The sequence below is a fragment of the Bacillus cereus group sp. MG16 genome (assembly GCF_040459875.1).
GTDB lineage: Bacteria > Bacillota > Bacilli > Bacillales > Bacillaceae_G > Bacillus_A > Bacillus_A paranthracis.
The window spans coordinates 687,465-711,374 of record NZ_JARVHE010000001.1 but is presented as its reverse complement, the minus strand read 5'-3'; the positions used below and the strand labels follow the sequence as shown (position 1 = coordinate 711,374).

Here is a 23,910-nt window from a genome sequence, read left to right as displayed (position 1 = left end):
AAGTGTATGAGCTTTTTACAAATACGTAACGTTTCTCACTGCTTTTTCGCAAAAGAGAATGCCAAATTGATTCTTGAAGATATGAGTTTACAAGTGGAAGAAGGCGAATTCATTTCGATACTCGGTCCAAGTGGTTGTGGCAAAACGACACTCCTCTCCATTATTGCCGGGCTGCTTGATCCAATTGAAGGTATCGTCTTTTTAGATGGTGAGCCCATTACAACGAAAACTTCATCTATGGGATATATGTTGCAGCAAGACTACTTGTTTCCATGGAAAACAATTGAAGAAAATATTATGCTTGGGCTTCATATCCGAAACATTTACGATGAACAGACGAAAGAACATACTTTACAGCTTTTAAAGCAAGTCGGTCTACATGATGTAGAGCAGCAATACCCTCGTGAACTATCTGGTGGTATGCGTCAACGTGCCGCCCTCGTTCGAACGTTAGCGACCGATCCAAAAATTTTATTGCTAGATGAACCTTTTTCGGCGCTCGATTATCAAACGAAATTGAAACTAGAAGATCTCGTTTTCAGCTTACTACACAAATATAAGAAAACTTCACTACTCGTGACACATGATATTGAGGAAGCAATTGCGATGAGTGATCGTATTTATTTACTACAAGCGAATCCCGGAAAAATTGCAAAAACATTTATCGTCCCAGAAAGTATCCGTTCCTTATCACCGTTAGAATCACGCCACCATCATGACTTCCCATCCCTCTTCCAAAATATATGGAAGGAGCTGGAGCGCCTTGGATAATATAAAGCAACTACATGAACAGTTTCGGAAAAAAGAACGCAGGCGCGCATGGTTAGCACGCTCTTTGCAGCTTTTACTGCTCATTCTTTTCTTTGCACTATGGGAAATCGCTAGCAAAAAAGAATGGATTGACCCTTTACTCTTTAGCTCTCCTTCAAGCATTTGGGATCTCTTCCTTAATAAATGGATGGACGGTTCGCTTTTGGTTCACATATGGACGACATTACTTGAAACGGGAGTAGGCTTCATTCTTGGAACAGTGCTCGGAGCCATTATCGCTACTTTCCTTTGGTGGCTACCACTTCTCGCCCGCGTACTTGATCCATATCTCGTCGTCCTAAACGCCATGCCAAAAGTGGCACTTGGTCCGATTATCATTGTAATCTTCGGTCCAAATATTTCTTCGTCAATTGCAATGGGGGTAATCATTTCTATCATCATTACCATTCTCGTTATTTACAGCGCATTTCAAGAAGTCGATTCTAACTATATAAAAGTGATGGACACATTTGGCGCAAATAAATGGCAATGTTATAAACAAGTCGTTCTCCCTGCATCTTTCCCAGCCATTATTTCAACGTTAAAAGTGAACGTTGGATTATCGTGGGTCGGTGTTATATTCGGCGAACTTCTCGTCTCTAAACAAGGTCTTGGCTACTTAATTAGCTACGGGTTCCAAGTATTTAATTTTACTCTCGTCTTACTGAGCGTACTACTCACCTGTGTCCTCGCAACACTTATGTATGTGTTTGTTGAGGCATTTGAAAAACTTCTAATTGGTAAACGAAAAAAAGCTGACTTAGGGCGATAGACTATAGTCAGCTTCTTTCTTTTACTTTTTATCACACATCTTTGTTTCATTTTTAACGTTTCCATCCGCAACCGTAACTGTATGGAAACAATCTTTCACACGTACTGTAACGACATTATCTTTTCGATCTATTACATGATAATCATTAAACTTTTTATCCAATGCACTACGAATTTGCTCCCCTTCAAAAATCGGAAAACCGTGAGACATTACCCAAATGAGACCAGCAACAGCAAGAATCGTTTTCATACGTTTCATTACCTCCTCTAGAGTAAACTTATAGCCCCTATAACACGCGCATTATAATTGTGTCTAAATTGTGACATTTTTATAATAATTCTATTTTATAGTGATAGTTCCTTCTTCTTTTTAATAAAAAGACAGAATTTTCAATTTTATCAACATAAAAAAACGCAAAGAACTAAAATTCTTTACGTTTTCTTAACTAACATATATAACTCACATTAGTTTCCACTTCGTTGTTCTATCGTTTTCGAAACATCATATAATCCTGCCAACACTTCCGCTCTCATTTTTACAAGCTCAGGGAATTGATAGAAAAAGGCGATTTTTTTATATTTTAACTCTGTTCCTTCTTTCACCTTTTTTGAGTCTTGTAAAATAAACGCTGTAAACGTATCTGCAATATCTTCCGCTACATTTGTCGTTCCATACTGTGATACAAACTCATCATGCTTTTCTTTAAAAAATGCAATTTGCGTTTCTTCACTTTCTTCTACTTTCTTTTCTGTCCACTCCTGCTCAATAGGCTTCCAGAAAGAATTATAAAATTGATTAATATAAGAGTTTTCCTTCGCACATCCCTCTTGTAAGAAAAGATTTCCACATTTATTTCGGTACGTTGAAATATCTTTATCCTCTTCAAAATCCTTTACATAGTTTTCATCTACTGGTATTTGCTTATGCCCGAGCGTCAATACGTGAGCCGTCTCATGAATTAATGTTTTCATCACTTCATCGATATTTACCGCAGAATCAAGCGTATCTAAGCTAAGAGTCCATTCTTTCGGATTCTCTATACTAGGCATAACGTGAGCAACAACACCGTCATAACCATCCGTTATTAAATCAAATTCTGTTATATTCCCGCGATATTTAGCTGGAATAAGCGTACGATACATATCCCATAAATCTTCATGATACCCTCTATCTTGACGTTGTTGTAGCACCTCTTCTTTCGCTTCTTTATCATCAGCAAATACTTTATTTAAACGTTTCCGTTCTATTTTTTCAAAATAAGGATCTACAATTTCATCACCATCAATATAATAAGAAGCTAAAAAGAAATAATTTTCATCATCATCTTCTTTTTTCTGCTCTGTCTCTTTCATATCTGCACTTTCATGCTCTTCTATTTCATAATCTTCTACTGCTTCAAGCTCAGATAATCCATCTATTTTTTCATATACTTTTTGAAGTTTCTTATCTCCTATTTCCACGCATTCTTCGTCTGTTTTACACACTTCTTTTTCTTTCACACTCTTCATAGAACTTTCGCACCCTGCTAGTAAGCCGATTGCAACGATAACCCCTACTAACTTGCCATACAGTCTCTTCATACTTTCCTCCATCAATACATTCTACAAAAATATCATAATCATTTTTTAACGAATATGCGATAATAAATTATAAAAATTGTAAGGAGGTTTCCTATGATTCGGGCAGTCCTATTCGACTTAGATGGAACACTATTAGACCGTCGTCAATCTTTAGAACAATTTATTCATGATCAATATAATCGCTTTACCTCTCATTTAATGAACATAGAAAAATCCGAGTATTGTTCTCGATTCCTTGCACTCGATAATAATGGCTATACGTGGAAAGATAAAGTATATGCCACTCTCCTTTCCGAATATAACATTATTACTTTAACGCAAGAACAACTGCTGCACGACTACATTGCAAATTTTCAACATCATTGTATCCCTTTCCAAAACATGCATGAATTACTTCAACGTTTAACACAACAAAATATTAAAATTGGTATTATTACAAACGGCTTTACTGACTTTCAGATGAATAATCTTCGCGCACTAAACATACATACGTATACAAATGTAATTCTCTTTTCAGAAGCGGAAGGAATTAAAAAACCTCACCCTGAAATTTTCGAACGAGCTTTAAAAAAGCTAGATGTGAAGGCAGAAGAATGTCTTTACGTTGGGGATCATCCTGAAAATGATGTACTTGGTTCTGAACAAGTAGGGATTCTTGGTGTATGGAAGAGAGATTCATTTTGGGGTGATTTTGAGCATTCGCGTGTGGTGGATGATTTGTTGGAGGTGCTTTCGTTTTTAGAGATAGAGACAAAAACAAGACAATAGTAAAAGGAGGCTTCGTTTCCCGGACGCCTCCTCTTCCTTTATGATTCATATACAGTAAACTGCGGTTTACTCGGATGATCTTTAACTAGCGCATCATCTGGAAACTTTGAAACTTTTTGATATAAGGCAATGTCACCCATGCAACCTGCTGTTAGTAGAATTCCTAAAAATGAGATTAATGGCATATTCGTAGCTAACCCAATTACAATTGGCAAAATTCCAGTCGGTAAAAACGGAAGCATTAACACCTTCTTCATTTGCTTTACTGTAATCGCCTGTTTAGAATGAGCATATGCAACACCTAATTTCCAATTGACGCCCCATGTTAATTCACTCCACGGAACACCTCCGATATAGCGAAACCCTATTAAATGTATCGCTTCATGAATACAAACGATAACAATCATTCCAATAATCAAAAGAAACATAACGGGCAATGTAAATTCAAATTCAACCCCGCCTGAAAGAAATATATGCAAATAACCAATTACAAACGCCAACGCAAATATTATAAGTAATGAATAGATATTTAACTTAACCATCGAAACAGTAACAGTCATTTCTTTCCCTTTATCCATCTTTCCCCTCCTAAAATGTAAATATATCTTTACAAAATTGTATAATATACCCAAAATAATGTAAAGATATATTTACATTTGATCTTATAAAAAAAGAAATCGGCCACTTTACTTCGTAAAACAGCCGATTTCTTCTATATGTTTCATCGTACGCGCCAATACATCGTCGCGCATTATAAAGCTAAATTTTCTATCCGTTTTAATGTTGTCAGGAATGTCTGTTAATAAAACAGAGCCTTTCGTTTCTTCGTAATGCGTATGTTCTTCTACTGCACTAATTGTTGCAAAATAAATGTTTTTAATGATTATTTTGTCTTTTCCAGAAACTTTATATTGTCCTAAGTAAGTTAAATCAGAAACTATGCCGCCGGTTTCTTCATGAACCTCTCGAACTGCCGCTTCTTCCGGTGTTTCCCCTAGTTCTACTTTTCCACCTGGAAATTCAAGACCGCGACGTAAATGATGCGTTAATAACCATTGATCCCCGTACCGGCATACAACCCAAACATGCTTTGGCTCAGGAGAAAATGGATAACGTTCAAACGATAATTGTACAGTGTTGTGGTAATAATCTTTAAATTTGTACATGCCATTACTCCCCTATTGATGGTTACAAGTTTTTCCTACCACAAATTGTAGCATATTCTCGCTTTTCTGCATAATATTATCCAATTATAATCCATTGATTATTCCCATTTGCGCGACTAATTCTTTCGTCTCATGATTTCCTAAATCGTAAATCATTTTATATGCTTTTTGTAGTTGTTCATCATATCGGTCATTATTTGAATCATGATGATACTCAACAAATGGAACGTGGGAGCGTACAAATGAACCTAAATCCTCTACATACGCTTGATCAAAGTACTCTCTTAACTCCGTAATTTCCTCATCATTTGCGGAAATCTCAAAATTATACGTATCCGCTGTCTTCACTTGTGAAATTTGACCGTTTGCTATTGATATATAATATGTTTTTTTCTGCTCCATGTAACACCCTTCTTTCATCCTTTTTATTTCTATTGTTTTCATCAATTACAAAATTATGTAAAATAAAGAAAAGGAGGGATTCCATGTTTAAAATATTAATTATCGGTATTATAATCGTCCTAGTCATATTAGTACTCTCCGTCATGACGATTAATAAAGGCTACGCTTATAAACATTCCGTCGATAAACCAGAAGATAACCCGTATACAAAAAACAGCAAGAAGAATTCATAATACGCTTCGTATACTACTACTTATTTTAGGCCACATCATATCCAGTATTCGTTTACTAGCAGGTCAACATAACTTTCTACCACTTTCACAATTTCTATTAGGAACTTTACTATTCCTCATTATCCTTGGACAAATAAAGAAAAAAGATTCAGGAACCGGATTTATTTAGATTTTCCTCATCATTAGCTATATAAAATAACAGGGGGGATATATATGCTAAAAGGATTACAGATTACTTTTGCACTCATTTCATTATGTATAGTAATCTACGGATATTTTACTGGTAATAGAGAAATAATGCCTTATATGTTCATTTTCTTAGGATTAATGGCTTTCACTATAGGACTAGGAGAAATAAAACAATACAGAAAATCTAGTGGTATATTTGCTTTCATAGCTGGAGCTGGAGCTGGAGCTGGCGCTTTATTTCTTAGCTTCTCAGAAATATTCCGATAAATAATCTATTTAAGGGGGAATTACATGCTAATTGGTTTACGGATTGTTTTAGGACTTTCCACGCTTCTCATACTCACTCTTTGCACTTATATCCAGATTACCGATCATTTCTCACTTCTCCCATACGTACAATTTATTCTCAGTTGTTTCTTTATTCTTGTCGGAATTAACGAATTTATATCCGGACGAAAATCAATGAGCATTCCGTTTTTTTTCGTTTCTATTCTTACACTCTTCGTTCTCATATCAAACTACCTTCGCTACGTATAGAATGAAATCTTGAGCAATTTCGCATTTACAAGCAAGTAATAAAATAGGGATGGTTTTTTGTCAGTTTTTGTCGGTAAGTCGATATCCAGTGTCGAAACGTCGATATATTAAAAAAATCGTTGATATATTTCAAGTTACGGTCGATATATTCGAAAAACCGTTGATATAATTTCATTTATTATCATGCCACAAAAAAACTGCCCTTTCACAGGCAGTTTTTCTTCCTATCCAAATACTTTCTCAAGTTCATCTTTATCTTGGCTTAACCAGAAGTTCATTAAGCGTTTTGCTCCTTCTAAATCGTGAAGCTTCGCTTGACCACATTGCGTTTCATTTGCAGCTGGAATTTCTGTAATTTGAACCGCATCTTTTAATGTTAATTCTAATAAATCAATAATTTCTCGAACTGTCGGTGTTCCGCTTACTACAAGGTAGTATCCTGTTTGGCAGCCCATTGGTGAAATATCGATAATATCGAAATGCGGATAACGATCAATATATTTACGTAAATTAAATGCTAATAAATGTTCTAACGTATGAATAACATCTGGTTTCATCGCTTGTTTATTCGGTTGGCAAAAACGAATATCAAATTTATTTACAATACCGTCACTACCTACATTGTGAACTCCGCAATGTCTTACATAAGGTGCCTTTACAATCGTATGATCTAATTCAAAGCTTTCTACTGATGGCATACAACATCTCTCCCGCTTTTAATTTAATTCCGTTATATCCAATATGATATAACGGAAATGCACATTAGTAAAGTATTATGTACAGTCGTGCTATAATACTTTAAGAATATGCTGAAAAGGAGACCGTTATGAAACAGATTTTTATGGGGATTATACGCTTTTATCAAAAATTCATTTCTCCAATGACACCGCCAACTTGCCGCTTTTATCCAACTTGTTCTCATTACGGATTAGAGGCGTTTCAAAAGCATGGTGCACTCAAAGGCTTTTGGCTTACTTGTAAGCGTATATTAAAATGTCACCCTTTCCACCCGGGAGGATTTGATCCTGTCCCAGATAAAAAGGATGACAAAGTAAATTCTTAATTATCGTAACCATTCACAACTAAATCTAATTTTCCTGTATCAGGATCGATAACAAGACCGTGAACAGGTACTTCTTCCGGAAGTAATGGGTGGTTGCGAAGTACTGATACGCTATGTTCTACACTTTCTTCTACACTAGAGAAACCGCGCAAGAATTGTTCTAAATCGATTCCAGAATAACGAAGCATATCTAATTTCTCTTCTGTTACACCGCGTTCTTTCATTTTCTCAATCGTACTGCTTGCTTGAATTTTTGCCATACCACAATCGTGGTGACCAACTACACATACTTCATCAGCGCCAAGTTCATATACAGCGACTAAAATACTACGCATAATACTTCCAAATGGATGTGAAATAACAGCGCCTGCTACTTTAATAATTTTCACATCGCCGTTACGCATATTCATCGCTTTCGGCAATAGTTCAACAAGTCTTGTATCCATACAAGAAATAATTACCATCTTTTTGTTTGGAAATTTCCCCGCTACAAACTCTTCATACTTTTTCTCTTCAACAAATTTCTCATTGTATTGCAAAATCTCTTCTAATGACTTCATAGTAAGGAACCCTCTTTTCTCTCATTTACACTACATAAATAGTGTACCAAAATATGAAAAACTCAAAAAGGATATCGCTTTATAGTAAAAATAAGATATTTTCAGATAATCGACATAATTCTTTCAAAATATACACACAGCTTTGTAACAAGTCTCACATACTTTAAACGCATTTTCACTATAAACTGATTGTAGATAATGTAAAAAAGGAGTGAATATTTATTATGTCCGACGTTCTGTTACTGAGTCGTTTTCAATTTGCAATTACTGTTTTTTATCATTTTTTATTTGTACCTTTGACAATCGGACTTGTTATTTTAGTAGCGTGTATGGAGACTCAATACGCCCGCACATTGAATCCAAAATACCGCAAAATGGCAAATTTCTGGGGTAAATTATTTACAATTAACTTCGTAATGGGGATTATAACCGGGATTACGATGGAATTCCAATTTGGAACAAACTGGTCTGAGTACTCCAAATATATGGGAGATATTTTCGGATCACCTCTCGCAATTGAAGCACTCGTTGCCTTCTTCTTAGAATCTACTTTCATGGGAATATGGTTATTCGGTAAAGACAAAATTTCACCAAAGTTCCGTGCCTTCTGTATGTGGATGGTTGCACTTGGAACAAATATTTCCGCCCTTTGGATTATTACAGCAAATGGCTTTATGCAAAACCCTGTTGGCTACGTCGTACGTAACGGCCGCGCTGAATTAAATGATTTCTGGGCACTCGTTACGAATCCATACGCTTGGAATATGTTTTTCCATACTGTAGTTGGTTGTTATATTGTTGGTGCTTTCTTCGTCATGGCAATTAGTGCCTATCACTTATTACGTAAAAATGAAGTTGAATTCTTCAAAAAATCATTTAAGTTTGGCTTAATGTTAGGCTTATTTGCCGCAACAATTACACCGTTTATGGGACATCAATCTGGTGTATCCGCAGCTAAATATCAACCTGCTAAAGGTGCTGCAATGGAAGCTGTTTGGGAAACTGGAAAAGGACAAGGCTTCTCGATTGTTCAAATTCCTGATGTAAAAAACGAAAAGAACTTTGAATTCCTAACGATTCCAAAGTTAGGAAGCTTCTTCTATACAAATTCATTTGATGGGGAAATTGTTGGTTTAAAAGATATTCCGAAAGAAGATCGTCCAAATGTTAACCTCGTGTACTATAGCTTCCGCTTAATGGTTGCACTTGGTATGTTCTTTATGGCATTAACTTGGTACGGTTTCTACTTAAACCGACAAGGAAAACTAGAAAACTCAAAACGTTACTTAAAAATTACAATATGGTCTGTTTTACTACCATATATCGCAATTAATGCTGGTTGGATTGTTGCCGAAGTAGGTCGTCAACCATGGACAGTATATAAACTCATGCGTACCGCAGAATCTGTATCACCTATATCTGTCCCGCAAATTTGGTTCTCATTAATTAGTTTAATCTTGTTCTACACTTTACTTTTAATCGCAGACGTATACTTAATGCTGAAGTTCGCCAAAAAAGGACCTGCAGCATTAGAGGAACCTGCTACTGAGGGAGGCGTGGCTCATGTCTCATGATATGCTTGCGATTATCTGGTTTGGTTTATGGGGCGTGATTTGGACAGTTTACTTTATTCTTGATGGATATGCACTTGGTAACGGAATGATTTTTCCTTTCGTTACGAAAGACCGACAAGAACGAAATCAATTACAAGAAGCAATTGGCCCGTTCTGGGGCGGTAATGAAGTGTGGTTAATTACAGCTGGTGGCGCAACATTTGCTGCCTTCCCAGTCACATATGCAAATATGTTTAGTTATTTATATACACCGTTATTCTTAGTATTACTTGCACTATTTGCTCGTGCTGCTGGACTTGAGTTCATGCATAAAGATGATTCACCAATTTGGCAAAAAACTTGTAAATGGGCATTTGCAATTGGTAGTTTCTTAATTGCTTTCCTATTCGGTGTTACATTTGCTAATCTTTATTACGGACTACAAATCGGAAAAAATGGCTATGAAGGAAATTTACTTAGCTTACTAAATCATTACGGTATTTTAGGAGGGCTGTTCTTCACTGCTATATTCGTCGTATCTGGTGCACTTTGGGTTATGATTAAAACGACTGGTGAAGTATCTGACCGTGCTTATAAAATCGCTAGACCATTTTCAATGGCAGCTGCTATCATTTTAGCTATTTTCTATGTAGCAACTGCAAATCGTACAAATTTATTCCAAAACTTCACAGAATATCCGGTACTATTCATTCTTCCAGTACTTGCAATGTTAATGAGTGTACTTGCACTTATTATGGTGCACAAACATAAAATCGGCCTTGCATTCACATTCGTTTGCTTAACAATCGCAATGTTTATGACAACTGGCTTTGCGGGTATGTTCCCTAGAATGTTACCATCTCGTATTAATGACGCTTATAGTACAACGTTATACAACGCAGCTGGTAGTCAATTAAACTTAAAAATTATGTTCTTCGTTGCAATGGTTATGGTACCAATTGTTATTGGATATCAACTTTGGAGCTACAGTATCTTTAAAAATAAAATTCATAAAGACTCTGCTAAAGGGTATCACTAAAATGAAAAAAGACACTTCGGTTGAAGTGTCTTTTTTTATACGTATGATTTTCGATAAGATGTTATATTTCTAATCTAACAACTATAATACAGAAGAATCATTAACAGCTCACAGCTAGATTGTAGCACAGGACAAGTTCATCATTTTATGCAATTTTACATATTTCTCTATAAAGTAAACTGTATTCCTTGATCATTCACATCGCTATCCCCTACATCTGATGTACTAATCCCGCTAAATGTTTGTACTTTAATCCCTGTATTCGATGATCCCGATCCATTATAAGCTTTCGTTTTTTCAATCGGCTGCACGTTATATTTATCTCCTAAATTAATCGTTCCATTGCAGTTTTCAATAATAACGCCTTCCACAACTGACGGCATTTTGTCACCTACTTTCATTTCCTTACTTTCATTTTATGAAAAGTGCCTAAAAAAATAGCATGTCTCCATAAGAAAAAGCACTCAAATTGAGTGCTTTTTCTTATTTACCTTTTTTCTTTTTCTCACAAGCAATTCCATCGCCATCACGGTCTAAATGCTTACCGTAATATGGACTATCTCTTGTAATGTCATAATATCCCGCATCGTTTGCCTCTTTACAGTTAGCAAACCGTTTTGGATCTGGCTTTACTTCTGGTTTCGGTTCTGGTTGTTTTGCTCCTGGTCTTTCTTCAAGTGGTAACGTTGCATTATATAAGAACTGAACGTATTGCTCACGACTTACATGCATTTTAGGTGCGAATGTACCATTACCAGTTCCAGCCGTAATATAATTTGATTTAATTGCAGTAATCGCAGGATTCGCCCATCCATTTCTATCTACATCCGGGAAATTATGATCCCCTCTTATTTGCAATTGGAATCCTCTTGTCAAAATTTGTGCCATTTCTTCACGAGTTAACGAATCTTTCGGTCTAAATTTTCCTGTGTTATCTCCAACGAATATACCCATATCTGTTAAAGCAAGAATCTCTTTTTTAAACATAGTTGAACGATCCGTAACATCTTTATATGGATTGTTATACTGTTCTTTTACTGTCGGTTTTAAATGGCGGAACATAAGAGCTGCAACTTGCTCACGCGTTACATTATCACCAAATCCAAAAATCCCATTTCCGTATCCAGCAACAACGTTTTTATTTGCTAAATCCATAATTGCTTTATAAGACCAATGATTGTTTGGAACATCTTTAAAATTTGCGCTTGCTTGCGCTGTTCCAATTGAAGTAAATGCTGTAGTTGCAACAAGTGCACCTGTTAAAATTAATTTTTTAAATCCCATAACTTAAGTCTCCTTCTTTTTCCATAATAACCATTTAACAATATAACAAATTATTCAAATGTATTTTGTCATATTCTGTCGAACGCAAAAAAGAATCCCGCAGGATTCTTTTTTGTTAAGCATGAATGGCAATTTTGGAGACAGTTGACTTCTTCAAAAATTTATTAGGGGTAATATTTTGAAAAAGAAAGCCTTTCATATGTAGGTTAACACTACTGGAATATATAGTAAATTGATAATATTTATACGGAAGATTGCTAATGTTTAGTATAGATACTTTCCACTATATCAACAGTGAAAAGTATCTACATGAAACAACAAAAAAGGCGCCTTCAAAGAAGACGCCTTTCATAAACAGACACTATAAAACAGAATTATTTATTGTTATACGATTGTTAGATACAAAAAGTAGAGGGAAATGTTTGTATTAAATTCTGTTTTATAAAGTATGTCTACCACTTATATTTTAATCCTCTTCACTTGAAAATAAATATAATATGCATAATTACATACGAAAAAGAAAAGACACTCCATAGAGTGCCTCTTCAACCATTTTACTTTTAATATATCGCTTTACATACATTGTAACATATGTATCCATATATTTTATTGAGAAAATTCAAAATCCTTTTTCTTTCATTTTCAATTATAAAATCATGTAATATAAAAGGTATGTCAAATTCTTATACAAGTCGAGGTGTACTATATTTATGCTGTATTTCGGAATTATCCCTCTTATACTGTTTATTATTTTTCTTATCTCCTATTTAAAAGATCCACGAAAAATAATAAACGGCTTTTTATTTAATACCTTTATCTGTTTTTTCCTTCTTTTTTGTGTAATTATATCTGTGAATTCAAGTAGTGATGTCTTACGCTACATTATCATTTTACCTATTTTAGCACTTCTCATTATGCTTCCTTTCGGTATTATTGCCTTAATGTTTGGGTTATTTCTGAATGCTAGAATTTTAATGAAGCGAGAAGGACGACGTTTCACTAACTGTTTAACACTTCTTGCTGCTTTAGGGATATTATTCTTTATGTTACTTCCTATTATAAATCCATCAAGTTTGGTCTCATCACATTTAGAGCCTATTTTTGCAGGTATTTCCCTTATAACTGTATATTTCTTTATACACTTATCTAACTTTTTAAGCGCTTATTTTCTATATCAATTCAACAGACCAAGACGTAATCAAGATTTCATCATCGTTCTTGGAAGTGGCTTAATTAATGATAAAGTACCACCTTTACTTGCAAGTCGTATTCATAAAGCAATCGACTTTTACTGGAAACAAGCCGCTGTGAATACACCACCAACAATTATTTTCTCTGGTGGACAAGGTCCAGATGAAGGCCTTCCTGAAGCAGAAGCGATGCAAAAGTATGCTGTTGAAAAAGGAATTCCGCTTGAACATACAGTGCAAGAAAATCGCTCTGTAAACACATATCAAAATATGTTGTTCTCTAAAGAAATTATGGATTCTTTAAAACCTGAAGGTAAGTATAGAAGTATCTTTACAACAAACAACTTCCATCTTTTCCGCGCTGGTATATACGCAAGACAAGCTGGCCTTAATAGCCAAGGAATCGGATCAAAAACTGCATTTTATTACTGGCCTAATGCGATGATTCGTGAATATGTTGCGATTGTCGTAATGGGGCGTAAACGTCATATGAAGTTTTGCGGAGTTATTTTAGGATTCGCTTTATTTGTATCAGTACTTAGTTTTATATTTTCTTAATAGCATCCCATCCTTTGAAAGGATGGGATTTCTTATACTTATTTCAAAAATATTTTAAAGATAATATGGTGATAATATTCCCTGCATACATCCATTAAAGGAGAAATTTTTCAAATTAAATGTTAAAATGGAATTTAGGTGTGAATTATGTAACAAATAAGAAACTAGTTTGAAACGAGGAAATTACATGGAGAAAATTATCAAAAACAAGCCCAATAAGCTAAAAATTGCTTCTAAAGCTTTGATGATTATTATTGGGGCATTTATCACAGCGTACGGATTAGAAGCGGTATTAATTCCAAATAACGTATCAGACGGTGGTGTAACTGGTTTAAGTATCGTTAGTTCAAGATTATTTGGATTGCCATTAGGAGCTCTAATCGCAGTTATTAACATTCCTTTCGTTTGGTTAGGGTATAAGCAAATCGGTAAAAGCTTTGCGATTTATTCCATTATCGGGATTGCTTCATTAGCAATAGGTACCGTTGTCATGCACGGAATACCAGCTATTATTGAAGGCGATACATTATTAGTTACAGTTGTTGGTGGTATTATCATCGGTTTTGGTATGGGACTAGCATTACGTAACGGCGGGGCATTAGATGGAATCGATATGCTAGCTGTATTGCTTTCTCGTAAGTTACCATTTGGAACGAGTGACCTTATTTTATTCTTAAACATGTTCGTATTTATTTTCGTAGCAACCGTATTCGGCCTTCAAGGAGCTATCCTTTCGGCAATTGCTTACTTTATTGCTTCGAAAGTGATTCATATCGTTGAAGTTGGTTTAAGTGGTTCGAAAGCATTTAAAATCATTACGAAAGAACCTGAATTGATGGTAGAAACAATTCGTGATCGTTTAGGCCGAAGTGCAACATATAACGAAGTATACGGCGGTTATTCTAGAGAGAAATTCAAAGAAATTTCTTGTGTAATTAACCGTTTAGAAGAAAGTAAAATGAAAGAACTTATTAATGAAATCGATCCACACGCCTTTATTACAGTTTATGACGTAGCAGAAGTAAAAGGCGGTAACTTTAAGAAACGTGATATTCATTAATCATTATGACAGAAGAGGGTGTGCCAATATGTTGGCACACCCTCTTCTGTTATTGTTGTCAATTTTTGTCGGTAAGTCGATATATTCTAATAATCGCTGATATATTTGGAGTTGCGGGCGATATATTCTAATAATCGCTGATATATTTGGAGTTGTGGTCGATATATTTTTACTCCCCCCATCTTCCCCCGCTCTTAATCCATGCCACGTATTTTTGAAAGGCTGGCACTTCTTGTTGGAAACGAAGCGGAACATACAGAAAAAGAGTACATGTGTACATAGTATCCATAGAATACCTACTACAAAGTGAAATTTCATCGTTGTGCTAATGAACAAACTTAAGAATAAGACGAGGAACATAATTACACTAAATCTTTTATACATAGTCATAATAATCTCCTCCTTATAACTTCATTGTACCAGCTATAAGGAATTAATTTCCATAAAAAAAGACCAAAAAGCAAATTTCACTTTTCGGTCTCCCTATTATCTTCTCTTCGTAATCTTTCCTGAACCACCGACCCTCGTTTTCGGAGGAGATGTATTCCTTGGTGGCGTTTTAATAGATGATTTCGGCTTCACATCTGATCCGCTCGAACCACCTGGCGTTTTCGTTATTTTCCCTTTACTTCCAGTAGAAGGCGGAGGCGTGCTGCTTCCTTTTTTCGTAATACTTCCTGTATCTCCTACAGAAGATTTCGAATCTACATTATCGCCACGCTTAATGATAGACCCTTTCCCTTCCTTCGTAATTGGAGGCGGGGTTTTCTTTTCTTCTTTCGTAGGCGGTCTCTCTGGAATAACTGGTTTATGATTTTGTCTGTCATTATATCCGCGATAATCACCGTACGATGATTTTCGTGAACCGAATATATCATTTAATATACTACCCATAATATATCCTTGCAGGAAGGACGATTGATAATTTTGACGGACAAATTCTTTATTACTTATTTCAATTAACGTATCAGATGGCTTCTCTTTATCCTTTTGGAGATTATAAATCTTATCAGAATAAACGAGGAACATTTGATTTTCGTCTTCTTTAGATGCTTGCTTCGGTTCTCTTTCATTAATGAGTTCCTTCGCCACTTCAGGAACTGACCGATTGGCGGCCCTATACACGTAAGATTCTTGTTTACCTTCTTTTGCGACAGATTCAAGCGGATAACGGTCTTGAATCGACTTTGTCTGCCCGCCCTGACAACCTGATAAGGCATATCCAGCAACAACAAGTAATATAACGATAGCAAGTATAGGGATCACGAACGATTTAATCATGGTAAACAATCGGTTTGACATGATTACGCCCCCTTACGTTGCTCTTATAATTTGTACATCAGCAGGAATAATTGCTTCTCCCTCATACATCATTGTGCGACCATTTTGCCATTCAATACGTAATAATTTTCGATTATCCGATTGGAACTCCCATACATACTGTTCTTCTGAAGCTGAGAATGGTGTTTTCCCCATCACAACAACACGTCCGTTATATTGCTCTTCCATATGGTACTCTGTATCATCCATTTCAATTGTCGTCGGAATTTCATCAATCGAATCTAAACGACCATCAATTGGTGTATACAATTTGTAATACGTATTTTCACGGTCTTCAATTTTTAAATAACGAATATCTTTCCCGTCTTGCAGTGTTAAAACAATTTCTTTACGAGAATGCATACTCGTTTTCCCAGTTAATTCATACATGACTAATGAAACTTCAACCATATCGCCAGGAGCTAACGTTAACAAACTTTTCTCTGGTTTCGGTGGTTCTGGGCTTTTCATTATATTTTTAATTCGTTTAAATAAACTCATGAGCTACCCCTCCTTCTCTCTTTATAAACAAGCACCTAAAATAAGTGCCCCCACAATATGTAATGATCCGGCCAACATCGCGTGCGCAACACTGCCTTCTTTCGTACCTTCTTCTAAATCTAAACCAGCCATTTTCTTTAACACAAATTCGATAAACATTTCTACCACTAATAAAATAACGAAAGAAACTGCTGATGCAAGTAGCGCTTGCCATAAGTCATTTGCTTTCGTTATCGATTGAGATAAAATGTACCCTTGTGCGAATAATTTCATAACGAAACGAGTTGTTACAGCTGTATTCCCATTTTTTATTTCTTTTAAGTCATTGTATTTAGTAAAAATTGAATCAACCCACATAATTGCAAATAAAAGTACTGCACTCGCTCCAGTCCATACAAGCATGGCTAATACATTTGTCCATGTCATTGCAAAACCTCCTCTAAATATAAAGTGAAACTTTAATCAGTGGGGAGGTGTTCATTCCCCGCTGATTATTAGTTGAACCAATCGGGCATTTACGGGCAGTAGATCTCCCCCCACCTCTCTGCTTTCACAAAAAGTAAAGGTGGGAGTCTTACTGCCCGTTAATGCGGGGTAATAGAAAACCGACATGAATTTGTTTAGACATGTCGGTTCATTTGTCTCTATTCTATATTATTTCTCATACTGCTTCATAATACGAGCTAATTCATCGTCAACAGCAGAATTTTTGTTTAAGCTTGCGAATTCATCATCTAATGATTTTTCTTTCTTGTACACTTCACCGCTTGCTTCTGCTTCAGCCTCTAATTGAAGAGCTTTCTCTTCCATACGGCTTAAACCAGCTTTCGCTGAGTTTGAATCAAATCCAGACATCGCCTGATTAATATTCTTTTGTGCTTTCGCCGCATTTACACGTGCTACAAGTGTCTCACGTTTATTTTTCAGCTCAGTTAATTGCTTACGCATTTCTTCTAGCTTCAGGCGCAGATTATCAGCAGCAACTTTATTTTGCTCATAGCTTGCTTTATACTCATTCATCTTTTGCTCTGCATTTTGTTTTTCTTCTAGTGCACGGCGCGCAAGATCTAAGTTGTTAGCTTGAACAGCCATATGAGCTTGCTCTTCACGTTTTTTCACAAGTGCTTCTTGCTCTTCAAATAATATTTTGAATTTCTTCTCAAGCGCGATTTGAGCTGCTACACTTTTCTCAGCTTCTTGTACATCCGCTTGCATATCGCGTAAATATTGATCCGTCATCTTAACTGGATCTTCCGCTTTTTCAATTAATGAATATACATTCGACATTGTTAAATCTCTTAATCGTTTAAATACAGACATCTAAATTCCTCCTATGATATACCTCATATTTCAAATTCACTACTTGGAAAACTGAAAAATCTCCCTTTACAGTAAAGAATATTCATTTTTACAGCCTATGTGTTTATTATAACAAAACTAATATGTCCTTACATGTTATTTCCAAAATACATCCATTATAATATGACATTCTATATATAATATTGTATTTCTAATATATTCTCATTATCCCTCTTTAAAATTAACTTACTTTTGTGCAATTTCACTAAATTACATAAGTGTAATGTTACTGTAAGCTAACTCGATAGTTGCGTCTCCCTATTTCTTATACACTAATACCTGAAGCAACAAACAAGCTTCTCATCATTTCGGAACTAATACAAAAATTGTATTTACTATAAAACAGATAAAAGACCTGCGGTAGTATGTCAACTGAAAAACAACAGAATTTTTAGTTATCAAAGTACTATTTATTTAAAAAAGACATCACGAAACTAGACCAGTAATACATGTAATTTACTGGAAATTAATTGAAAGGTAGCGATGACAAGTTTTATGTCACACTTTCACGCACCTTTCTGGCGTAAAGAGTTGGTGACTACGTAGTAGCGCATCCACCAATCGCACAAGTTTTCTTGCGGTTAGAACGAGTGCACGTTTGTGTTGATGTTTTGGTACTTCATTATATTTTTTCACGTAATATTCTTGGTAATCAGATACATGCCTTCTTACAGAGTTGGCGGCTTCAACTAAGTAATACCGCAAGTAATGATTTCCATTACGAGATAATGAAGTGTTTTCTGCGGTGAATCGACCAGACTGGTGCGTACGCCAATATAATCCGGCATATTTTGCTACCTTGGTTTCATCATCAAATCTTTCGATTTGACCAATTTCAGCGAGAATACCGGCGGCGAACACAGGTCCGACTCCAGGAATGGATTCAAGTGTTTGAGGCAATCCAGCCATGATTCGCTTAATGGATTTTTCTAGTTCTTTGATTTGTTGTTGATAGGTACGAATGACCGCAATAGATGTTCCGAGAAGGACATCGATGGAGTCTTCCACAACCTTATCCAAACGATAGGAAGAGCGAACAGCCTTTTGAATGGTTGATGCCACACATTTTGGGTCACCAAATCGGTTTTTTCCTTTCACTTGTAGGAACTCAGCGAGTTCCTCTAAAGGCATGTTGGCTAGCTCTTCTAGACTGAATTTTTCAAGGAACAATTCCATCATGGCGTTGCCAAATATAGAAGAGTCCACCTCTTGTGAGAACGTATTACATTTATAACTTAGGTGTTGTAAAAAATGTTGTTTTTCCTTTGTCAACATTCTAACGAGCTGATAACGAGATCTTGTCAATTGCTGTAGTGCCACATACTGGCTTTCTTTTACGATAGACATTTGATTTCTTCCGAACCGTAAATAGTCAGCGATGACGAAGGCATCAATCTCGTCTGTTTTATCCATGTCAGAATAGCTTTTCTTGAAGTTTGCAATTTGTTTTGGATTCATTAGAAAGACTTTTGCTCCAAAGCTTTGTAAGTCTTCATCATAGTGAAGAAACATAGATGGATGAAAACTATAAACAGATGTGGATTCTAAGCCGATTTTAAAGGTTTCAACCTCTTGAGTGGCTATACGTTGTAATAATCGCTCTTTAAGCGCTGTGGCACCTGGTAAATCATTATTGACTGAAAAGGAGTCTAGCTTTTCTCCTTCACCATTTAGAATACAAGCTTTTATATCAAACGAACTTACATCTAGACCAACAAATAATCTCACGTAAGAGACCTCCTTTCGATTTAGAATCATTTCTTGGACGCCTCGAGATATCTCTAGTGTGTACGCCGACCAACAACCTCGTGTATGAGAGCTTGTCCTGAATCGAAAGCCGCCCTAGAGCTACTAACATCTAGGTTCGAGGGTCAGGCTGCTCAGCCTGCGAGTAGGGAGTCCCGCACGTTCACTGAGAAACACTCTTTTTTATGTGGTATATCCACAGGAGAAATTAGAATTGTCCCAAATGATCCTACAATCATTATCTAGAAATATCTTGAGACATCCAAGTATTAATTTACGGGTCTCTTATTAAGGGAATTTAAAGCTGAAATAACAGCTTAAATATAATATACGAGGAGAAATCATCATGAAAAAATTAGTAGGAATCGGATTAGCAGCAGCAATTTCACTTGGAGCATTATCAGGTTGTTCTTTATTAGGAGAGAAAGCGAACGGCTTTGTAATTTACGGATCAGAAGAACAAGTTCAGCAAATTACAGATAAAAACAAAAAAGAAGTGAAAGAAAAAGACTTCTATAAAATGAAAATGACAACATTAGAAGGTAAAAAAGTTCTTGTCATGGATAAGAAAACTGGTGAAGAACTCGTAAAGAAAGAATTACTTAACAAAGTGGATGCAAAAGACAACACGAAACCACTTGATAAATTACCAGCTGTAACAACAGAGCAAGGTGTATTATTTGCTAAAGAAAAAGTAGAAAATGCTACACTTGATGGAGCAAAATTAAAATATGAAGGCAACACAATTATCGGAAGTGGCCGTGCATATACAGATATGTATGCGATTGTTGATGACGCAACTTACAGCAATGTAAAAGGTGAAGAAAAATCTGTAGGTGTATTAAAATTCGATAAAGATCCAAGTAAAGAGTTCCCTGGAAAGAATGGTGTAGAATCATCACAACTTGTAAAAATTAAAAAGTAAAACAAAAAAGCTTCACGAAATGAAGTGCACCCCAATTGTTAGACACATAATTAACAATTGGAGGTGCATTTTTCCCTAAGGATTGGAATAGAGTCCAGGTAGTTGATTCTATTAAAGAAGCATATACCAATCGTGTTCAAATCGCTCCAAATAAATACGTAGGGCAAACTTCTTCTAGATTTAAGGTTGAGATGATTATTGAAAATGGAGAAATTACCACTGCTTATCCAAAATATACGAGAAGATAGTGAGGTTGTATTAATGAATTATGCACATGAATTTTGGCGTGACCCATTTGGTGGACTAAGAATTCGTTTACCAAAAGAAATTGCTATTGTATCTGACTTTATAGAAAACCTAGATGAAGATGAAGCGGATGAATATATAGAAGTTTTAGACCATGTCGTAGAGGGAAAGTACCCTAGTTATGAACTAGAATACAATGCTGCTGCTGTATTTATTGAACCTAAATATACAAGCGCGATTAATTATTACATTAGCCCACCAAATAATCAATGTAAATTAGAAACTTCAGAATTTAGGAGATTACTTTTGCTTTGGAGAAATAAAGTGATGACAGAAGGCCGAGATATTGAAGTAGATTAAAAAGACTGCCTGTAATGAAGTGCACTCCAATTGTTAGACACATAATTAAATGGCTAAATTTTCTTCAAAGGATAAAATACAAGCAGTAAATGGAACAATTTAAGCAAGAACTAGAAACTTATATTTATTACTACAATCACAAAAGAATTAAAGCAAAACTAAAAGGATTGCCCCCTGTGCAATACAGAGTTCAATCCTTAGTAGCTAGCTGCTTAATATATTTGTCTAACTTTTTGGGTTCAATTCAAATTCGAAAAGCTTTTTTCTATTTATGAGCAATTTGCTCCATATCCGGACTACAAGTATTCGACTGACATGACTTATTTAAAGAACATGCCGCGCATTTTCCTTTTTTACTTCTCTTTACAAAATTAACTAACGTGTATGCTGCATAACCAAAAATGATAGCTCCAATTATAATATTGACCATCATCACAATACATCTCCTTCTAGAATCCGAGTAGGGATCCAACTTGGTATATAATGAGCGTTAATACATAAGCAACTACGAGTGGATACACGACTGAGAAAATCGTCCATTTCGCTGATCCTGTTTCACGTTTAATAACAGCTACCGTCGCTAAACACGGAACATATAATAAAATAAAGAACATAAATGCATAAGCTGATAATGCTGTATAATGTGCTCCCATTACATTTCCAAGCACATCTTCTTTCACCGCATAAATAATGGCCATTGTAGAAACGACAACTTCCTTCGCTAAAAATCCTGTTAAAAGGGAAGCTGCAGCTTGCCACGTTCCAAAACCAAGCGGTGCAAATAGTGGTGCGATAAATCCACCAATCATTGCTAAGTAACTGTCTCCCATATCAACACCAAATCCTGATGGACCTGCATAATTTAATAGCCAAATGACAACAGAACCACCAAAGATAAATGTACCTGCTTTACGAACAAATCCTTTCCCTTTCTCCCACGTACTTAGCCATAACGTTTTCGCTTGCGGCACGCGGTAAGGCGGTAGTTCAATAACGAAAATAGATTTTTCCGCTTTTAAAATGGTAAGAGACATAATTTTTGTAACTAATAACGCAAGGACAATCCCTGCAACATATAGGGAGAACACAACAGTTGCCTGACTATGAGGGAAGAATACTCCCGCAAATAACGCATATACAGGTAAACGTGCCGAACAAGACATAAATGGTGTTACAAGAACTGTAAGTAAACGTTCTTTTTCTTGTTCAATCGTTCTCGCTGCCATAATACCTGGAACATTACATCCAAAACCGATAATCATCGGAATGAACGCTTTTCCGTTTAAACCGAAGAACTCCATAATTCTATCCATAACAACTGCAATTCGCGCCATATACCCTGAATCTTCTAATAATGAAATGAAAAAGAATAGTGCAAAGATTTGTGGAACGAATACTAATACAGCACCAACACCGGCAATAATACCTTCTGTAACGAGTGCTTGAATAAAATCAGAAGCTCCGACACTTGTAAGTCCAGCTGTTACCCAATCCGTAAGCTGGCCACCAAAAAACTCATCTAACATATCAGATAACGGTGTCCCAATCCACGTAAACGTAACCTGAAAAATAAAAAACATAACTGCTAAAAAGATTGGAAGTCCTAAAATTTTATGTGTAATTAATCTATCAATTTTTTCTGAAAAAGGAATTTTTCCTTCTTTCTCATGCTTCATAACATTTGTTTTTAACTTTTCAATATACGCTTCACGAGTTTTGTAAATATGTTCCTCCAACGTACAATCAAGTTTTTCTTCTAAGCGAGATCGAATGGCTATGAGTTCCTTATAAATTGGTAATGCTTTCATTTCTTTTTCTACTACTTCGTTATTGCTTAAAAATTGAAGAGCTAACCATCTCGGATGCTCGTAATTCACTGTCTCTAAAAGAGCAATTACTTCTCCAATTCCTTCATCCATTTGTACACCATATGAAATAAGGAATGGCTTTTTCTCGTTTTTGTCATTTTCTTTAAGAGTCGTAAGCAGTTCTTCACAGCCTTTTCCACTTCTTGCAACAACAGGAACGACTGTTACACCTAATAGTTCTGATAATCGTTTTACATCAATGACAATTCCTCTTTGCTTCGCCACATCAACCATGTTTAAACCAATTGAGACTGGCTTACCAAATTCAAGCAACTGCAACGTTAAATGCATATTTCTTTCAAACTGCGAGGAATCTACGATATTTAACATATGATTAAATTCTTCTGTTAATAGAAAGTTTGTTACAACACCTTCATCACGTGAAACTGGATTTAAATCATAAACACCTGGTAAATCAATTAAAGTTCCTTGTCTATCTTTTAATTTACCAACCTTCTTTTCTACTGTTACACCGCTCCAGTTTCCTACATACTCATAAGAACCAGTAAGTGCATTAAATAATGATGTCTTCCCTGTATTCGGATTCCCTAGCAAAGCTACCTTATTCACGCTAATTCCACCTTTATCATTTTCGCGTCACAATGACGAATACTAATTAACTGTCCACGACACTCCAATGTACAAGGACCTTTAAACATCGCTTTCTGTTTCAGGCGAAGTTCGCTTCCTTCAGCAAGACCGAAAGCAGCTAGTCTACGCTTTAATAGCTGATCTAAAGACTGAATACTTTTTACTAACACTTTCTCTCCAATTTTAATATCTACTAAGCTCATAACCTTCCCCCTCAGAAGAGAATGATA

30 protein-coding genes and 2 pseudogenes are annotated in these 23,910 nt (G+C 35.7%); 14 read left to right on the top strand and 18 right to left on the bottom strand.

From position 1 onward, the window contains the following. The first annotated feature begins 6 nt into the window (after positions 1-6). Together QCI73_RS03630 and QCI73_RS03625 are read left to right on the top strand one after the other, a co-directional pair. The gene (locus QCI73_RS03630; RefSeq protein ID WP_000009047.1) at positions 7-771 is read left to right on the top strand and encodes an ABC transporter ATP-binding protein; all 765 of its coding nucleotides are present in this window, start codon (positions 7-9) and stop codon (positions 769-771) included. Next, positions 764-1,582, top strand: coding sequence for an ABC transporter permease (locus tag QCI73_RS03625; RefSeq protein WP_353822513.1), 819 nt, complete (start codon positions 764-766; stop codon positions 1,580-1,582). Before QCI73_RS03630 ends, QCI73_RS03625 begins: the two co-directional genes overlap by 8 nt. 21 nt (positions 1,583-1,603) lie before the next feature. On the opposite strand, the gene QCI73_RS03620 is transcribed toward QCI73_RS03625, so the two are convergent. Together QCI73_RS03620 and QCI73_RS03615 are read right to left on the bottom strand one after the other, a co-directional pair. Then, positions 1,604-1,831, bottom strand: coding sequence for a hypothetical protein (locus tag QCI73_RS03620; protein WP_000849109.1), 228 nt, complete (start codon positions 1,829-1,831; stop codon positions 1,604-1,606). A gap of 215 nt (positions 1,832-2,046) precedes the next feature. Then, positions 2,047-3,162, bottom strand: coding sequence for a recombinase family protein (locus QCI73_RS03615; protein ID WP_327922295.1), 1,116 nt, complete (start codon positions 3,160-3,162; stop codon positions 2,047-2,049). Positions 3,163-3,255: 93 nt separating this feature from the next. Between QCI73_RS03615 and QCI73_RS03610 the strand changes: the two genes are divergently transcribed. After that, positions 3,256-3,930 carry an HAD family hydrolase gene (locus QCI73_RS03610; protein ID WP_353822512.1) on the top strand — a complete coding sequence of 225 codons (675 nt, stop codon included), beginning with the start codon at positions 3,256-3,258 and terminating at the stop codon, positions 3,928-3,930. Positions 3,931-3,968: 38 nt separating this feature from the next. Here the strand turns inward: QCI73_RS03610 and QCI73_RS03605 are convergent, their stop codons facing one another. From QCI73_RS03605 to QCI73_RS03595, 3 genes are all read right to left on the bottom strand, one after another. Then, the gene (locus QCI73_RS03605; RefSeq protein ID WP_353822511.1) at positions 3,969-4,508 is read right to left on the bottom strand and encodes a DUF3267 domain-containing protein; all 540 of its coding nucleotides are present in this window, start codon (positions 4,506-4,508) and stop codon (positions 3,969-3,971) included. 108 nt (positions 4,509-4,616) lie between these two features. Continuing rightward, on the bottom strand, positions 4,617-5,096 hold the full coding sequence (gene mutTA / locus QCI73_RS03600; RefSeq protein WP_000276386.1) for an antimutator 8-oxo-(dGTP/GTP)ase: 480 nt from the start codon (positions 5,094-5,096) through the stop codon (positions 4,617-4,619). A gap of 84 nt (positions 5,097-5,180) precedes the next feature. Then, entirely contained in the window at positions 5,181-5,498 is a 318-nt protein-coding gene (locus tag QCI73_RS03595) for a hypothetical protein (RefSeq protein WP_000435818.1), read from the bottom strand. Positions 5,499-5,581: 83 nt separating this feature from the next. On the opposite strand from QCI73_RS03595, the gene ytzI reads away from it, so the two are divergent. Together ytzI and QCI73_RS03585 are read left to right on the top strand one after the other, a co-directional pair. Then, positions 5,582-5,731 (top strand): YtzI protein, encoded by a 150-nt coding sequence (gene ytzI, locus QCI73_RS03590; RefSeq protein WP_000472802.1) that lies wholly within the window; start codon positions 5,582-5,584, stop codon positions 5,729-5,731. Positions 5,732-5,944: 213 nt separating this feature from the next. Continuing rightward, positions 5,945-6,187: a DUF3953 domain-containing protein gene (locus tag QCI73_RS03585; protein ID WP_353822510.1), complete on the top strand. Its 243-nt coding sequence runs from the start codon at positions 5,945-5,947 to the stop codon at positions 6,185-6,187. A gap of 494 nt (positions 6,188-6,681) precedes the next feature. Here QCI73_RS03585 and luxS read toward each other — a convergent pair whose 3' ends face one another. Further along, the gene (gene luxS / locus QCI73_RS03580; protein WP_001141369.1) at positions 6,682-7,155 is read right to left on the bottom strand and encodes an S-ribosylhomocysteine lyase LuxS; all 474 of its coding nucleotides are present in this window, start codon (positions 7,153-7,155) and stop codon (positions 6,682-6,684) included. Between the two features lie 128 nt (positions 7,156-7,283). Between luxS and yidD the strand changes: the two genes are divergently transcribed. Then, a complete protein-coding gene (yidD, locus tag QCI73_RS03575) occupies positions 7,284-7,520 on the top strand; it encodes a membrane protein insertion efficiency factor YidD (RefSeq protein WP_000809345.1) in 237 nt (78 codons plus the stop codon). Here the strand turns inward: yidD and QCI73_RS03570 are convergent. Continuing rightward, positions 7,517-8,080 (bottom strand): beta-class carbonic anhydrase, encoded by a 564-nt coding sequence (locus QCI73_RS03570; protein WP_000838163.1) that lies wholly within the window; start codon positions 8,078-8,080, stop codon positions 7,517-7,519. The two genes, yidD and QCI73_RS03570, sit on opposite strands and share 4 nt — an antisense overlap. Positions 8,081-8,304: 224 nt before the next feature. Between QCI73_RS03570 and cydA the strand changes: the two genes are divergently transcribed. Continuing rightward, on the top strand, positions 8,305-9,654 hold the full coding sequence (cydA, locus tag QCI73_RS03565; protein WP_353822509.1) for a cytochrome ubiquinol oxidase subunit I: 1,350 nt from the start codon (positions 8,305-8,307) through the stop codon (positions 9,652-9,654). After that, positions 9,644-10,672 (top strand): cytochrome d ubiquinol oxidase subunit II, encoded by a 1,029-nt coding sequence (gene cydB, locus QCI73_RS03560; protein WP_044793599.1) that lies wholly within the window; start codon positions 9,644-9,646, stop codon positions 10,670-10,672. The genes cydA and cydB overlap by 11 nt, the downstream gene beginning before the upstream one ends. 167 nt (positions 10,673-10,839) lie before the next feature. On the opposite strand, the gene QCI73_RS03555 is transcribed toward cydB, so the two are convergent. Together QCI73_RS03555 and QCI73_RS03550 are read right to left on the bottom strand one after the other, a co-directional pair. Then, positions 10,840-11,073, bottom strand: coding sequence for a spore germination protein (locus QCI73_RS03555; RefSeq protein WP_001998505.1), 234 nt, complete (start codon positions 11,071-11,073; stop codon positions 10,840-10,842). An 82-nt stretch (positions 11,074-11,155) separates the two neighbouring features. Next, positions 11,156-11,956 carry an S-layer homology domain-containing protein gene (locus QCI73_RS03550; RefSeq protein WP_353822508.1) on the bottom strand — a complete coding sequence of 267 codons (801 nt, stop codon included), beginning with the start codon at positions 11,954-11,956 and terminating at the stop codon, positions 11,156-11,158. Positions 11,957-12,666: 710 nt separating this feature from the next. On the opposite strand from QCI73_RS03550, the gene QCI73_RS03545 reads away from it, so the two are divergent. Then, positions 12,667-13,704, top strand: a complete 1,038-nt coding sequence (locus tag QCI73_RS03545) for a YdcF family protein (RefSeq protein WP_353822507.1) — start codon at positions 12,667-12,669, stop codon at positions 13,702-13,704. 187 nt (positions 13,705-13,891) lie between these two features. Continuing rightward, positions 13,892-14,764 (top strand): YitT family protein, encoded by an 873-nt coding sequence (locus tag QCI73_RS03540; protein WP_353822506.1) that lies wholly within the window; start codon positions 13,892-13,894, stop codon positions 14,762-14,764. 169 nt (positions 14,765-14,933) lie between these two features. On the opposite strand, the pseudogene QCI73_RS03535 reads toward QCI73_RS03540, so the two are convergent. The 6 genes and pseudogenes from QCI73_RS03535 to QCI73_RS03510 all read right to left on the bottom strand — a co-directional run bounded on the left by QCI73_RS03535 (position 14,934) and on the right by QCI73_RS03510 (position 19,672). Further along, positions 14,934-15,154, bottom strand: a pseudogene (locus QCI73_RS03535) (hypothetical protein). Positions 15,155-15,250: 96 nt separating this feature from the next. Further along, entirely contained in the window at positions 15,251-16,066 is an 816-nt protein-coding gene (locus tag QCI73_RS03530) for a DUF4247 domain-containing protein (protein ID WP_353822505.1), read from the bottom strand. A gap of 12 nt (positions 16,067-16,078) precedes the next feature. Then, positions 16,079-16,585, bottom strand: a complete 507-nt coding sequence (locus QCI73_RS03525; RefSeq protein WP_000051761.1) for a DUF4178 domain-containing protein — start codon at positions 16,583-16,585, stop codon at positions 16,079-16,081. Positions 16,586-16,606: 21 nt separating this feature from the next. After that, positions 16,607-17,011 carry a DUF350 domain-containing protein gene (locus tag QCI73_RS03520; protein WP_000220322.1) on the bottom strand — a complete coding sequence of 135 codons (405 nt, stop codon included), beginning with the start codon at positions 17,009-17,011 and terminating at the stop codon, positions 16,607-16,609. Between the two features lie 228 nt (positions 17,012-17,239). Then, complete coding sequence (locus tag QCI73_RS03515) at positions 17,240-17,905, bottom strand: PspA/IM30 family protein (RefSeq protein ID WP_000110282.1); 666 nt, start codon at positions 17,903-17,905, stop codon at positions 17,240-17,242. 537 nt (positions 17,906-18,442) lie between these two features. After that, entirely contained in the window at positions 18,443-19,672 is a 1,230-nt protein-coding gene (locus QCI73_RS03510) for an IS110 family RNA-guided transposase (RefSeq protein ID WP_127063753.1), read from the bottom strand. 364 nt (positions 19,673-20,036) lie between these two features. On the opposite strand from QCI73_RS03510, the gene QCI73_RS03505 reads away from it, so the two are divergent. The 4 genes and pseudogenes from QCI73_RS03505 to QCI73_RS03490 all read left to right on the top strand — a co-directional run. Beyond that, positions 20,037-20,615: a lipoprotein BA_5634 family protein gene (locus tag QCI73_RS03505; RefSeq protein ID WP_327922286.1), complete on the top strand. Its 579-nt coding sequence runs from the start codon at positions 20,037-20,039 to the stop codon at positions 20,613-20,615. Between the two features lie 56 nt (positions 20,616-20,671). Further along, a complete protein-coding gene (locus QCI73_RS03500) occupies positions 20,672-20,863 on the top strand; it encodes an EndoU domain-containing protein (RefSeq protein ID WP_316250408.1) in 192 nt (63 codons plus the stop codon). Further along, positions 20,820-21,221: a hypothetical protein gene (locus tag QCI73_RS03495; protein ID WP_353822504.1), complete on the top strand. Its 402-nt coding sequence runs from the start codon at positions 20,820-20,822 to the stop codon at positions 21,219-21,221. The genes QCI73_RS03500 and QCI73_RS03495 overlap by 44 nt, the downstream gene beginning before the upstream one ends. 89 nt (positions 21,222-21,310) lie before the next feature. Then, a pseudogene (locus QCI73_RS03490) lies at positions 21,311-21,430 on the top strand (IS3 family transposase); the annotation flags it as partial. Between the two features lie 56 nt (positions 21,431-21,486). Here QCI73_RS03490 and QCI73_RS03485 read toward each other — a convergent pair. Genes QCI73_RS03485 through QCI73_RS03475 form a run of 3 tightly spaced genes read right to left on the bottom strand, consistent with a single transcriptional unit; the run spans position 21,487 to position 23,883 of the window. Next, positions 21,487-21,654 carry a FeoB-associated Cys-rich membrane protein gene (locus tag QCI73_RS03485; protein ID WP_000989595.1) on the bottom strand — a complete coding sequence of 56 codons (168 nt, stop codon included), beginning with the start codon at positions 21,652-21,654 and terminating at the stop codon, positions 21,487-21,489. Between the two features lie 16 nt (positions 21,655-21,670). Then, positions 21,671-23,659 carry a ferrous iron transport protein B gene (gene feoB / locus QCI73_RS03480; protein ID WP_353822503.1) on the bottom strand — a complete coding sequence of 663 codons (1,989 nt, stop codon included), beginning with the start codon at positions 23,657-23,659 and terminating at the stop codon, positions 21,671-21,673. Next, positions 23,656-23,883: a FeoA family protein gene (locus tag QCI73_RS03475; RefSeq protein WP_000060512.1), complete on the bottom strand. Its 228-nt coding sequence runs from the start codon at positions 23,881-23,883 to the stop codon at positions 23,656-23,658. Before QCI73_RS03475 ends, feoB begins: the two co-directional genes overlap by 4 nt. Positions 23,884-23,910: the final 27 nt, after the last annotated feature.

Excerpts from the sequence above, each read along its gene's own strand:
- QCI73_RS03630 (WP_000009047.1), top strand. The coding sequence starts at position 7 with ATGAGCTTTTTACAAATACGTAACGTTTCTCACTGCTTTTTCGCAAAA.
- QCI73_RS03620 (WP_000849109.1), bottom strand. The coding sequence starts at position 1,831 with ATGAAAACGATTCTTGCTGTTGCTGGTCTCATTTGGGTAATGTCTCAC.
- QCI73_RS03615 (WP_327922295.1), bottom strand. The coding sequence starts at position 3,162 with ATGAAGAGACTGTATGGCAAGTTAGTAGGGGTTATCGTTGCAATCGGC.
- QCI73_RS03610 (WP_353822512.1), top strand. The coding sequence starts at position 3,256 with ATGATTCGGGCAGTCCTATTCGACTTAGATGGAACACTATTAGACCGT.
- QCI73_RS03605 (WP_353822511.1), bottom strand. The coding sequence starts at position 4,508 with ATGGATAAAGGGAAAGAAATGACTGTTACTGTTTCGATGGTTAAGTTA.
- mutTA (WP_000276386.1), bottom strand. The coding sequence starts at position 5,096 with ATGTACAAATTTAAAGATTATTACCACAACACTGTACAATTATCGTTT.
- QCI73_RS03595 (WP_000435818.1), bottom strand. The coding sequence starts at position 5,498 with ATGGAGCAGAAAAAAACATATTATATATCAATAGCAAACGGTCAAATT.
- ytzI (WP_000472802.1), top strand. The coding sequence starts at position 5,582 with ATGTTTAAAATATTAATTATCGGTATTATAATCGTCCTAGTCATATTA.
- QCI73_RS03585 (WP_353822510.1), top strand. The coding sequence starts at position 5,945 with ATGCTAAAAGGATTACAGATTACTTTTGCACTCATTTCATTATGTATA.
- luxS (WP_001141369.1), bottom strand. The coding sequence starts at position 7,155 with ATGCCATCAGTAGAAAGCTTTGAATTAGATCATACGATTGTAAAGGCA.
- yidD (WP_000809345.1), top strand. The coding sequence starts at position 7,284 with ATGAAACAGATTTTTATGGGGATTATACGCTTTTATCAAAAATTCATT.
- QCI73_RS03570 (WP_000838163.1), bottom strand. The coding sequence starts at position 8,080 with ATGAAGTCATTAGAAGAGATTTTGCAATACAATGAGAAATTTGTTGAA.
- cydA (WP_353822509.1), top strand. The coding sequence starts at position 8,305 with ATGTCCGACGTTCTGTTACTGAGTCGTTTTCAATTTGCAATTACTGTT.
- cydB (WP_044793599.1), top strand. The coding sequence starts at position 9,644 with ATGTCTCATGATATGCTTGCGATTATCTGGTTTGGTTTATGGGGCGTG.
- QCI73_RS03555 (WP_001998505.1), bottom strand. The coding sequence starts at position 11,073 with ATGAAAGTAGGTGACAAAATGCCGTCAGTTGTGGAAGGCGTTATTATT.
- QCI73_RS03550 (WP_353822508.1), bottom strand. The coding sequence starts at position 11,956 with ATGGGATTTAAAAAATTAATTTTAACAGGTGCACTTGTTGCAACTACA.
- QCI73_RS03545 (WP_353822507.1), top strand. The coding sequence starts at position 12,667 with ATGCTGTATTTCGGAATTATCCCTCTTATACTGTTTATTATTTTTCTT.
- QCI73_RS03540 (WP_353822506.1), top strand. The coding sequence starts at position 13,892 with ATGGAGAAAATTATCAAAAACAAGCCCAATAAGCTAAAAATTGCTTCT.
- QCI73_RS03530 (WP_353822505.1), bottom strand. The coding sequence starts at position 16,066 with ATGTCAAACCGATTGTTTACCATGATTAAATCGTTCGTGATCCCTATA.
- QCI73_RS03525 (WP_000051761.1), bottom strand. The coding sequence starts at position 16,585 with ATGAGTTTATTTAAACGAATTAAAAATATAATGAAAAGCCCAGAACCA.
- QCI73_RS03520 (WP_000220322.1), bottom strand. The coding sequence starts at position 17,011 with ATGACATGGACAAATGTATTAGCCATGCTTGTATGGACTGGAGCGAGT.
- QCI73_RS03515 (WP_000110282.1), bottom strand. The coding sequence starts at position 17,905 with ATGTCTGTATTTAAACGATTAAGAGATTTAACAATGTCGAATGTATAT.
- QCI73_RS03505 (WP_327922286.1), top strand. The coding sequence starts at position 20,037 with ATGAAAAAATTAGTAGGAATCGGATTAGCAGCAGCAATTTCACTTGGA.
- QCI73_RS03495 (WP_353822504.1), top strand. The coding sequence starts at position 20,820 with ATGGAGAAATTACCACTGCTTATCCAAAATATACGAGAAGATAGTGAG.
- QCI73_RS03485 (WP_000989595.1), bottom strand. The coding sequence starts at position 21,654 with ATGATGGTCAATATTATAATTGGAGCTATCATTTTTGGTTATGCAGCA.
- QCI73_RS03475 (WP_000060512.1), bottom strand. The coding sequence starts at position 23,883 with ATGAGCTTAGTAGATATTAAAATTGGAGAGAAAGTGTTAGTAAAAAGT.